This is a genomic window from Pseudomonas lundensis (assembly GCF_002269125.1).
Lineage (GTDB): Bacteria > Pseudomonadota > Gammaproteobacteria > Pseudomonadales > Pseudomonadaceae > Aquipseudomonas > Aquipseudomonas lundensis_A.
In genome coordinates, this window is sequence record NZ_NQKI01000063.1 from 1 (window position 1) to 7885 (window position 7885).

Sequence of the window (7885 nt, forward strand, 5' to 3'; positions counted from 1 at the left end):
GGTAGCGGTTCTTGCCATGGTTCACCTCGTTGCAGTTTATCGCTTAACGGGGTGTCCACTCGTGCTGGGCAAGATCACTCCATACTGGGGTTGCTCTGCGGACAGGGTGGGCGTTTCGAGCACAGCCAAAACTCGACCTGGAGAAGGTTGAGTAATCGAATGGTCGTCAATGAGTGGGGCGGAAAAATCGAAACTAAATTGCTCTGTAATCGCCATCGTGTATTTCCTCGTTTATAAAGGCTTGATTATACCACAACCCATAATTATCTTAATTTGTCAATATTTTTTATCGTGCAAATTAATAAGGCTCACCATATTTTTTGAGACTGAGTAATCTTGTCTCATGCGCGAAAGACAGTGGTGTGGTCGCGACCGCCAAACACATAACCGACTCCCGGCAGGCTATGGTTGGTCAGCTCTTTGGACTGGGCCATGGCCACCATGGTGTTCATCAAGTGGTCAGTGTATGCAGCAAGTTCTTGTAGTCCTCGCGGGTATCCGTGTCGGACTCCTCAAGGTCATTTGGTTCAACCAAACGGATGCAAGAAATACAGCTATCAGACCGTGGAGCCTCCAAAATAACGGTGCACACCATTAAGTCCTGAAGCACTACAACCGACTGGCGTCGGGCATAACAACTTCGGGACGTAGGAAGAAGGCTGTTGCTGCCGCTTCCATTGCCGCACTAATCCTAAGTTATGCGACACACGCGCATCGTCAGGTTCTGAGGGCTTTCGTCTGTCGCATAAGTCAGTCGCAGGTGCTAGATTACCTGCAACGACTAATGCGACAGGTGTCCCCATGGAAAATGCAGGACAGCAGATTGGCTACGCTCGGGTTTCGACGCAAGGTCAGGAGCTGGAGCAGCAACGGATCGCTTTAGGGCAAAACGGTTGTCAGCGGATTTTTGAAGAGAAGGTCAGTGGGGCCAAGCAAGACCGCCCCGAACTTAGTCGGCTGCTCGATCACCTTCGCCCTGGTGATGTACTGACTGTGACGCGGTTGGATCGCTTGGCCAGGTCAACCACCGACCTGCTCCACATTGCAGAACGACTCAAAACCTTAGGTGCAGGTCTGCGTTCGCTTGCTGAGCCTTGGGCCGATACGACGTCTCCAGCTGGGCGTATGGTGTTAACGATCTTCGCCGGCATTGCTGACTTTGAGCGATCCCTCATTGGTGAGCGCACCAGTGCTGGCCGTGCTGCTGCCAAAGCTAAAGGCGTTCGATTCGGCCCAAAACCTGTTTTAACCCCAGAACAGATCGCCCATGCACGACAGCTGATCGACGGGGGGCAATCGGTTTCCGAAGTTGCACGGCTCCTAGGCGTTCATCGAGCCACGCTATACCGCGCACTGCCTCAATAGGTAGAACGGGAGAGACAGGATGAACAGCACGGATTCGGTACCGCGATTTATTGAGCCGGGCGACGACCAGGACGAGTGCCTGGCGCTGCCGCTCTACGTCACCCGCCAAGTCGATGACGAGACCCGGCGCGCTCAGGAGGCGCGCAAGCGGCTGTTGGCGGCTGCTGTACTGCAGTAGCAGAGGACCGACGCCTTAAACAACGGCTGAGCGTATGCAAAACAACCCCAAAAGAACGGTAGAAAAAGGCACGAGAACGGAAAAAGAACAGCAGGCGCAACGGATTAAGTCGGCTGAATAGGCGGGCAAGATAGGTGAAGTAGGCCTACCGGCCCACTTCACAGCTTGTCCATTCGCCTGCGGCTCAATGGAAAGTTTCGCGGGCGCGAAATGGTTACTTGGCCATTTGGGCACCAGTTGTATAACAAGTGCTATACAAAATTCTCCAGGTTTTGTGGGCTAAATCATTTGTTTTGTATCACAACTGTATAGCGTCAAAGAATTATTAGTTTTTAATAAATTTTTGAAAAATAAAGGTTTTTTCCATCGCCTGAGGTGCGTGATGTGTATTGAGATTTTGACCCTGTTAAGGGGGAAAATCTGGCTCTTCAAAGGGCGTAAAAATCATTCAGGTCGAAGACCGTGGCCAGTCGATGGCAGGTAAGGTGCAAAAGAGGTGCAGGGTGGGTGCAGGGTGGGTGCAGACCAGGTGCAAAACGGGTATAGAGCTGGTGTAAAGAGAGGCGGAAAGGGTGCAAAAAAAGCCATCGATCTACGATCCAGGGGCGGCGTTAACCAATCCAGAAACCAGGGCCGTGTTTATTGCGGATGCTTTAGCGACCGGCCATGCCGCTCATATTGTGGCCTCCATAGGTGTGGCTATCAGCGCATTTGGGGCGGCCAAAATGGCGAGTCTGACCGGGATCACCGTGGCAGATCTGGAGCAGCTCTTTGGTACCCATGGCGATCCGGACCTTTATCGCTTGATGAAAGTGCTACACGTGCTGGGGGTCAGTTTATCCGTGACTGCAAGAACGCAGTGACGCGTCACGTGACGGCACAAAACCATGCGCGACCCTTATATTGAGCTACACTGTGGCCCAATATAGGAGGACTACCCATGTCCACAAATGCTGTCGTTCGTGCTCGTATCGATGAGCACATCAAAGAAGAAGCCGCTGCAGTACTTGCGACAATGGGCTTAACGGTTAGCGATGCTTTCCGCATGATGATGACCCGTATAGCGCAGGAAAAGGCGCTGCCATTCGAGCCGTTGGTGCCCAACGCCAAAACCGTTGCCGCGATGAAAGAAGCGCGGCGCGGAAAGCTGCAAAAGTTCGCCACCATTGATGATCTGATGGCGGATTTGCATGCGGACGATTGAGAGAACCAGTCAGTTCAAGCGAGATTTTAAGCGAGAGGCCAAGGGGCCGCATCGAGCTGACTTGGAGCCGGGCGGCCTGTTCATCAAGATTGTCACTGCCCTGATGAATGACAAACCGCTGCCGGAAAAACATCGGGATCATGCTCTGACTGGTAACTGGAAAGACCATCGGGATTGCCATATCAAACCGGATTGGCTGCTGATCTACTGCAAGCCCGACGATGAGCGCTTGCAGCTTGTGCGACTCGGATCACACAGCGAGCTGAGCCTATGACCAGCCAGGCTAAAGAGTGTGACGCGTCATATGACGGTAGAGCACCATGCGTCACACCATAGATGAAGCCGCGTCACTGATCGGCAGAACGCGCCGGTCCATATACCGGGCAATGACCGAAGGCCGTATATCATATGGCTTAGAGTCCGATGGACGTCGCTATATCGACACCGCGGAGTTACTGCGTGTGTACGGTGCTTTCGAGCCAGCGTCACAGAGCGTCACAGTGGAAATGTCACACGGCGTCACAGTGACTGGCGACCTCGGGGAGATCATCGCCAGGGCGGTGGCAAAGGCCGTCGCTGAAGCGGTGGAGCCATTGCGGCAAGAGATCGAGAAGCTACGCCTTGATAATGCTGAGCAACGCCTTATTGAGCACAACCCTGAGCCTCAACCTGAAAAAGCGCCAACCCCGGGAAAGCCAAAATTACCCGGGCCTGCCAAGTCTTTTTCCGATCTACTGGCCGGACTGGCCGATTAGTCTCGACGGTGACGATCTAAACCCAGTCCGACCCACGTACATCAATCCAGTCATTCAGCCAGTGCCAAGGTGATCTGGTTGAGTCTGGCATGTGCTGCTTCCCAGCTCTCACCAGGACGAGCGCGTTTGGCAACCTCAGCGTCTGTCAGCTTGCCAAGCTTTTGCTTCACCGGCACGGATGTTGGTTCTGGTTTGATGGCAAAGATCAGATGGGTGACGGTGCGTCCGGTCTTGCGCTGTGTGTAGCTCACACGAATATCGCTGTATTCGTTGATTTGTGCCACGGCTGTATCTAGGACTCGCTTTTTAAAGTCCTTAATTGCCTTGTATTCGTTGGTAAGGCCGAGACTTTCGCGCAGATTAGCGAGTGCCAACTCGCGTTTTCCGATTGTGAGGTACTGCACCAGTAGCTCGTAGAGCCGTACAGCGTGAACGCTCGACATGCCACTGATTTTCTCCAAACGGTATGACGTGAACTCGGACTCGAGACGTGTGATGTAGGGGATCACCCGAGGGGCGAACGTCAACTGAATTCGGCCTGTTCCGTCGATGTAAGCCTTGTCGCTGATCCATCGGGTTGTGACAGTACGGTCCTTACCGGTGTCCGGATCGGTGTCATAGATCGTCACCGAGCGGTCGAACAGGTCGCCCATAGCTTCTTTAAGTTGTCCGTAAACCTTGGTTTCGTTGGTCCCGAATGCCTGAGCGAAATCGCTCGCTGCAATCGTGACTGGCTTATCTGGCGAAAGGCCCAGCTGTTCGTCGCGACTACGACTGATGGCAAACAGGATGATTTGTTGTTCGACCAGGTTGAGCCGGTAGCTAGCTTCGACAAGCCGGTTAGATTTGACAACAACTTCGCTTTTCTCAGCCATCAGTAGTCCTCGTGGGGAGATCCACCATAGCATAAAAAGGACTATTTAATACAAGTCCCTTAATACCGCAAATCTGTCCCTTTATGACCGCAAATCTGTCCCTTTATGACCGCAAATCTGTCCCTTTATGACCGCAAATCTGTCCCTTTATGGAGGCTGTATGCCACGTAATACGTGGCATACAGCCCGACTAAAAGCTTTTAAAAGCATTAAAAGCATTAAAAGCATTAGTCCGAGTTACCCACAGCCATTTTTCCCTCACATAACGAACAAGGAATGAATAAGCGCCGAGCTTGCGGATTTCATGACTATTCGGACACTTTAAGGCAGGCAGCGACGCAGGATTTATCACTATCACTGACCTCTTTTCTCGAAGCAAAGAGATCTTCGTGGCGCGTATATGACAACAAATCCCTCCCTTTATGAACACTACAGGCCACATAACATAAGGCGTCTAGACGACCTCAAAGGTTTAAAAAGGGAAAAGTAAAAAGCGCGGCTCTGCCGGGGCACCCCTACGGGGTTCCCCCACTTCGTGGCTCCCCCTCCGGTAATAATGCCCAGCCTGCCGGCTGGAGACTTTGTTTATGCGCTCCAAGGAGCGCTGTGACGCCTCTGCTAGCAAGGATCATCCAAACGCCTGCTGCGGGCTCACAGACGACAAAGGCGAGTAATCAGGGGATAACAGCGAGCCGGATTTCAGTGTCGTCCTGATAAAGTGATGTTGCTATTAATCTTGTCTGTGCAAGCATTCGCTCTGGATCTGATTCCAGGGAGTGGGGCCCCCCTCAGGGGGTCGAGCTGGGTGAGCGCGTAGCGCGAATGCTCTGGGATTCTGTCTTTTTGTACCTTTGCCTTTTTGTACTTCCTGAATCGCCCCAGCTTTCCTAGACACTCTCCAAGCTCTGGAAATAGCGCTTTTCAAACTCCACTGGCGATAGCTGCATAGCGCTGCTGTGCCGGCGCTTGGGGTTATAGAACATCTCGATGTAATCGAACACATCACTGCGGGCTTCTTCGCGGGTTCCGTAGGTTTTCCGTCGGATGCGTTCCCGCTTCAGCAACTGGAAAAAGCTTTCCGCGACCGCGTTGTCGTGACAGTTACCGCGTCGACTCATGCTGCTGATCAGGTTGTTGGCCTTGAGGAAACTCTGCCAGTCCGAGCTGCTGAACTGGCTGCCCTGGTCGGAATGGATCATCACTTCCTGCTTGGGCTTGCGCCGCCACACAGCCATCAGCAACGCATCAATGGCCAGGTCGCTGCACATCCGAGGCTTCATCGACCAGCCGATCACTTGGCGAGAAAACAGATCCAGAACCACTGCCAAGTACAACCAGCCCTCATACGTGCGGATGTAAGTGATGTCGGTGACCCAGACCTTGTTCGGTTCACTGACATTGAACTGCCGCTCTAGACGGTTGGGCGAGGCCACTGGCGGCTTGCCACCGTAGTACCCGGGGCGCCGGCGATAACCGGTCTGCGAGCGCAGCCCCTCTCTCCTCATCAGGCGAGCCACACGGTGCCGGCCACAGGGCTCGCCCAGCTCACGCAGGTCGTCGTGGATCTTGCGGTAGCCGTAGACCCCGCCGCTTTCCAACCAGGCATGCTTGATCAATCCGAGCAGGCGTTGATCTTCCTTGGCGCGTACCGATTCCGGCTCGACCAGCCAGGCGTAGTAACCGCTGGGATGCACCTTGAGGGTCTGGCAGAGACGCCGCACCGGGTACCCCACCGACAGTTTGCTGATGAAGGCGTACTTCAGCCTGACTCCTTGGCAAAGTACGCGGCGGCCTTTTTTAGAATGTCTCGCTCTTCGGTCACCCGCTTGAGTTCAGCACGCAGACGACGAAGCTCCGCCTGCTGATCATCTTCTTGCTTACGCTGGGCTTCTGGCTTGCTGTAGCGCTTGATCCACGCATACAGGCTGTGCGCAGACATGCCCAAACGGGCCGCTACATCGGCAACAGGCAGGCCGCGCTCAGTCACTTGCCGGACCGCTTCGATCTTGAATTCTTCGGGGAAACGCTGGTTGCTCATGGCACCTCCTAGTAGGCCTCATTATGAGGCTTGGAGGTCTCTAGGGAATCCGGGGCTATTCAGTCAGATAGATAGTGGCAGCTGCACCCAGGAACACTAGGATCATCTCTTGGGCAAAAGGAACGTTTTCACCAAGAAAGTATAAGCCGCGGTAGGCTGCGTAACCTACGCCCACTAAAACAATGGAAATTACCAGGTAGGCGACGTCCCTGCCGCGAAAGCTCGTCTTTACCGGTGGCTTCATGGGTTGGCCTTTCTTAATCATGGCTGTCGTTGCCTAGCGAACGGGTGTCAGGGGCAGGTTCGGTCTCCTTTTCGGGCCGCAAGAGAATAGGGGTTGGTCCAGAGCCAAATACATTGAACCCATCCCGCAGACAGCGCTCGAAAATCGTTTCATCCCAGTTCGAGAAATCTCTTTCCACTTCATATGTATATTTTGGCCGTGTCATTGGGCACCAGCCGGAGCTTCGATCCGAAAGGCAGGGGCTTTTCCATCCTTGTCCTGGCCGGCATAAAGCGTCAGATGCGGATAAGGGATTTCGATGCCAAGTTCGTCGAAGCGCTGTTTTATCCTGTGCAGATATTCGCGCCGGATTGACCATTGCTCACCTGGCAAGACCTTGAGGCGAAGACGCAGGATAACCGAAGAGTCACCCAACGTTTCGACCCCAAAGACCTCTGGCTCGGCTAATATTCTCGTTGACCAGGTTGTTTCCGAAGCTAGCTCACGGGCGACACTCTCCATAACGTTCAATGCCTCCTGAAGGTTTTCGCGATAGGCGACACCGACATCGATTACGGCCATCGAATAGTCCGTTGTCTTATTTGTCAGATTGGTGATGGCTCCGTTGGGCACATAGACCACGTCACCATTGAGTTGACGCAGGCGCACATAGCGCAACGTCATCTCTTCGACTTGGCCTGCCACACCGCCAATATCCACGATATCCCCGATGCGGAGTTGCCCTTCCAGCAACAAGACCAAACCCGAAAAATAGTCTTTTATCAGGCTCTGCGCAGCAAACCCCACTGCGATGCCGCTTACCCCCGCAGTCGTCAGGATCGGTGCCACAGAAATGCCAAGGATTGAGAGGGAAATGGTCACGGCCAAGGCCCACACGACCAGCCGACTGACGAAACGGATCAGACGAAGAGATGTTTCAATGCGTTTGACCTCATCTGCAGATCTCTTGGAAGTGCGGGTTCTTTTGCTGATGCGTGTGATGGCCCGCGAAAGCACTGCGGACACGAGCCACGCCACGGTCATGACGAACACAATCTGTGCAACTGTTTGGGAAACGGAAATAAGGCCGGATAGGAGCTCTGCCTGTGTGACCTGCAAATTCAAAAAATGCATTTATATGCACTCCCTATTATTCTGGGGTAAGCGGATTGATCTTGCCCAGCAACCGTGGACACAGTTTCAAGCACTCATCCGGGCCTCGTAGGCTTGCGGGCTGATGTGCCCCA

Annotated in this window: 9 protein-coding genes and 1 pseudogene; 6 read left to right on the top strand and 4 right to left on the bottom strand. The window is 53.6% G+C overall.

All coding sequences use genetic code 11. From position 1 onward, the window contains the following. Window positions 1–344: 344 nt before the first annotated feature. Window positions 345–440: pseudogene (locus CJF39_RS22045) on the bottom strand (helix-turn-helix domain-containing protein); the annotation flags it as partial. 361 nt (window positions 441–801) lie between these two features. Here CJF39_RS22045 and CJF39_RS22050 point away from each other — a divergent pair. From CJF39_RS22050 to CJF39_RS22070, 6 genes are all read left to right on the top strand, one after another. Continuing rightward, on the top strand, window positions 802–1365 hold the full coding sequence (locus tag CJF39_RS22050) for a recombinase family protein (RefSeq protein ID WP_024265240.1): 564 nt from the start codon (window positions 802–804) through the stop codon (window positions 1363–1365). Between the two features lie 19 nt (window positions 1366–1384). Then, complete coding sequence (locus CJF39_RS23115) at window positions 1385–1543, top strand: hypothetical protein (protein WP_024265239.1); 159 nt, start codon at window positions 1385–1387, stop codon at window positions 1541–1543. A 572-nt stretch (window positions 1544–2115) separates the two neighbouring features. Beyond that, window positions 2116–2406 carry a DNA-binding protein gene (locus CJF39_RS22055; protein WP_024265238.1) on the top strand — a complete coding sequence of 97 codons (291 nt, stop codon included), beginning with the start codon at window positions 2116–2118 and terminating at the stop codon, window positions 2404–2406. A 77-nt stretch (window positions 2407–2483) separates the two neighbouring features. Continuing rightward, window positions 2484–2747: a type II toxin-antitoxin system RelB/DinJ family antitoxin gene (locus tag CJF39_RS22060; protein ID WP_024265237.1), complete on the top strand. Its 264-nt coding sequence runs from the start codon at window positions 2484–2486 to the stop codon at window positions 2745–2747. Continuing rightward, window positions 2734–3021 carry a type II toxin-antitoxin system YafQ family toxin gene (locus CJF39_RS22065; protein ID WP_024265236.1) on the top strand — a complete coding sequence of 96 codons (288 nt, stop codon included), beginning with the start codon at window positions 2734–2736 and terminating at the stop codon, window positions 3019–3021. Before CJF39_RS22060 ends, CJF39_RS22065 begins: the two co-directional genes overlap by 14 nt. 46 nt (window positions 3022–3067) lie before the next feature. Further along, complete coding sequence (locus CJF39_RS22070) at window positions 3068–3502, top strand: hypothetical protein (RefSeq protein ID WP_024265235.1); 435 nt, start codon at window positions 3068–3070, stop codon at window positions 3500–3502. A gap of 50 nt (window positions 3503–3552) precedes the next feature. On the opposite strand, the gene repM is transcribed toward CJF39_RS22070, so the two are convergent. The 3 genes from repM to CJF39_RS22095 all read right to left on the bottom strand — a co-directional run bounded on the left by repM (window position 3553) and on the right by CJF39_RS22095 (window position 7772). Continuing rightward, the gene (gene repM / locus CJF39_RS22075) at window positions 3553–4377 is read right to left on the bottom strand and encodes a replication initiation protein RepM (protein WP_024265234.1); all 825 of its coding nucleotides are present in this window, start codon (window positions 4375–4377) and stop codon (window positions 3553–3555) included. A gap of 887 nt (window positions 4378–5264) precedes the next feature. Then, a protein-coding gene (locus CJF39_RS22080; protein ID WP_094995315.1) for an IS3 family transposase occupies window positions 5265–6415 on the bottom strand; the annotation gives its coding sequence in 2 pieces (ribosomal slippage) (window positions 5265–6178 and window positions 6178–6415; 1152 coding nt in all). Window positions 6416–6860: 445 nt separating this feature from the next. Beyond that, entirely contained in the window at window positions 6861–7772 is a 912-nt protein-coding gene (locus CJF39_RS22095; RefSeq protein WP_094995316.1) for a mechanosensitive ion channel family protein, read from the bottom strand. Window positions 7773–7885: the final 113 nt, after the last annotated feature.

Coding starts and splice junctions, on each gene's coding strand:
- CJF39_RS22095 (WP_094995316.1), bottom strand. CDS start 7,772: ATGCATTTTTTGAATTTGCAGGTCACACAGGCAGAGCTCCTATCCGGC.
- CJF39_RS22060 (WP_024265237.1), top strand. CDS start 2,484: ATGTCCACAAATGCTGTCGTTCGTGCTCGTATCGATGAGCACATCAAA.
- CJF39_RS23115 (WP_024265239.1), top strand. CDS start 1,385: ATGAACAGCACGGATTCGGTACCGCGATTTATTGAGCCGGGCGACGAC.
- CJF39_RS22070 (WP_024265235.1), top strand. CDS start 3,068: ATGCGTCACACCATAGATGAAGCCGCGTCACTGATCGGCAGAACGCGC.
- repM (WP_024265234.1), bottom strand. CDS start 4,377: ATGGCTGAGAAAAGCGAAGTTGTTGTCAAATCTAACCGGCTTGTCGAA.
- CJF39_RS22065 (WP_024265236.1), top strand. CDS start 2,734: ATGCGGACGATTGAGAGAACCAGTCAGTTCAAGCGAGATTTTAAGCGA.
- CJF39_RS22050 (WP_024265240.1), top strand. CDS start 802: ATGGAAAATGCAGGACAGCAGATTGGCTACGCTCGGGTTTCGACGCAA.